We start from the raw sequence: 2,459 nt of genomic DNA on the forward strand, positions 1-2,459 counted from the left end.
AACCAAACTCGATGGCAGCGACGGTAATGGCGCTCGGTATTCACGTTGACACGGGTTCCCTGACTTTTGCCGGTAGTACCCCCAGGGATGCCTATGCTTTGGCCTGGTTAATGACCTATGGTGCTAACATTAAAACGATCGCCCAATACTGTCAACCGAGTTTTTCCCCCCGCTTACAGGAGTTATTTAGCCTTGCTTGGGAAAATCTGGAGATTAAAACGATCCATGGCCGTAAAATCGCCCATGTTCTTCTCCATACTGCCGATTTTATCCCCGGTTTGTCTAGTGTGGCCGAGCGCCTACTGGAATTATCCGATAGTGATGCGCTACTTTTTGCCCATAGTTATAGTAAAGGCGAGGAAGATAATTCCCGACAGCGTTTAACTGTGATTGGTCGCTCTAGAATCGATGGGGTGAATCTATATCAGCTTTTTTGCCCCTATAACGGCGGTGGTCATGCTCAGGCCGCTTCGGTGAGCTTTCGCGATGTTCAGCCAGTTCAACAGTTAAACCAACTGCTGGGGGACTTAATTGCCCAAATTCCTCCCTCTCCCACCGCTAGGGATTTAATGTCTTCCCCAGTGCGAACAATTCGTCCCGATACTTCCATATCTCAAGCCGAGCGCATCCTTTTCCGTTACGGCCATTCGGGTTTATCGGTGGTAGATGAGCAGGATCGCTTAGTTGGGGTGATTTCTCGTCGTGACCTCGATTTAGCTCTCCATCACGGCTTTTCTCGCTCTCCCGTGAAGGGATACATGACTTGTAATCCGAAAACTATTACCCCCGACACTTCCCTTCAGGAAATCGAGTCACTGATGGTAACGTACGATTTGGGGCGTTTACCTGTACTAGAAAACGGGCAGTTAGTCGGTATCGTCACTCGTACAGATGTATTAAGACAGATTCATCAAAATGAGCGGGTGCGTTTTGAAGGGGTTGCTTTGGTTTCCTGTCTTTTACCGACGATTAAAGAGCGTTTAGAGCCGATTTTATGGTCATTCCTGCAAGCTGCCGCCACTGCCGCTCAAAAACGCGGTTGGCATCTCTATCTGGTTGGGGGTGCGGTGCGGGATTTATTGTTAGCCACAGAAAGGGATTCTTTATTGTTACAGGATATCGATTTAGTGGTGGATGGCTGCCATCGCGCCGCCGGTGTGGGTGCAGGGGTGGAGTTGGCTAATTGTTTACAGGAAATTTATCCGGGGGCCCGGTTATCGATTCACGGGGAATTTCAGACGGCGGCTTTGTTATGGCACAAAGATGAGCGTTTTGGCTCGTTATGGGTGGATATCGCCACGGCACGCACGGAATTCTATCCTTATCCTGCCAGCAATCCCCAAGTGGAGGCTAGTTCGATTCGACAGGATTTGTATAGAAGGGATTTTACGATTAATGCTCTGGCAATTCGCCTAACTTCGCCGAAAGAGGGGGAATTACTCGACTTTTTTGGCGGTATGTTGGATTTACGCGCCCAACAAATCCGGGTTTTACACGCTAATAGTTTTATCGAGGATCCGACGCGCATCTATCGAGCGGTGCGTTTTGCCACTCGGTTAGGATTTGTTATTGAACCCTTGACAGAAAGCTATATTAGGTATGCGATCGAAAGTGGAGTTTATGATCGCTCACGGCAACAAAATCAGAATGCACCCGCTTTACAGTCCCGTTTAAAAGCGGAGTTGAATTATATTTTAGAGGCGGATTACTGGGAAAGTGCCTTGGAAAAGTTGGCTGATTTGGGGGCTTTGCACTGTTTACACGGGGATTTAAGTTTAAATCGGGCTTTATGGCGACAATTGCGCTGTCTCAGTCGTTGGTTAGATTGTTTAAGTCTGGAATTGCCGGTGAATGTTTGGTTAATGCGGTTGGAATTATTAATCGCTTCTCTGGCTGTGGGGGAAAGAATAGCGATCGCTAATAATTTACAATTGCCCAAAGATACTGTGGAGCGTTTACAAAAACTAGAAGTTATGGAAAGAGAGATTAGCAATAATTTTGCTTATGATCAACCCATTAGTCAAATCGTCAGCTTTTTCAACGGTTATAAGGTTCCTAGTTTGTTACTGGTGGCGGTGAGGAGTGAGACTAGGATTCGGGCTTTAATCTGGCAATATTTAACTAAATGGTCGCAGATCGAGGCTCCTATCGACGGCAATGACCTAAAAGCTTTGGGTTATCAACCGGGTCCCCAGTTTAAATCGTTACTTGCGGCAGTCTTGGGGGCAACTTTAGATGGAATAGTCAGCAATAAAAGCGAAGCTATGGCTTTTATTGCTAGATTAACTCGGGCTTGCTGAATAAATCTAAAAACCTTATTGGGTAAGACTTTTAGACTTTTTGTCAATCAAAAAGTACCAGTTGTGGGAGAGATAGGGGGAAAATTCTGGGACTTTTTCTCTGAAAATTAGGTAATTGACCAGATGAGAATCGGTAAAACCCTACACCCCACACCCCAC

Annotated in this window: 1 protein-coding gene; it reads left to right on the forward strand. The window is 46.4% G+C overall.

Going from position 1 to position 2,459, the window contains the following annotated elements:
* Positions 1-2,300: CBS domain-containing protein (locus tag PX481_RS25315; protein ID WP_288096720.1), on the forward strand; the 2,300-nt coding region annotated here is incomplete at its 5' end.
* Positions 2,301-2,459 lie beyond the last annotated feature (159 nt).

The organism is Microcystis sp. M53603_WE2, assembly GCF_030065435.1.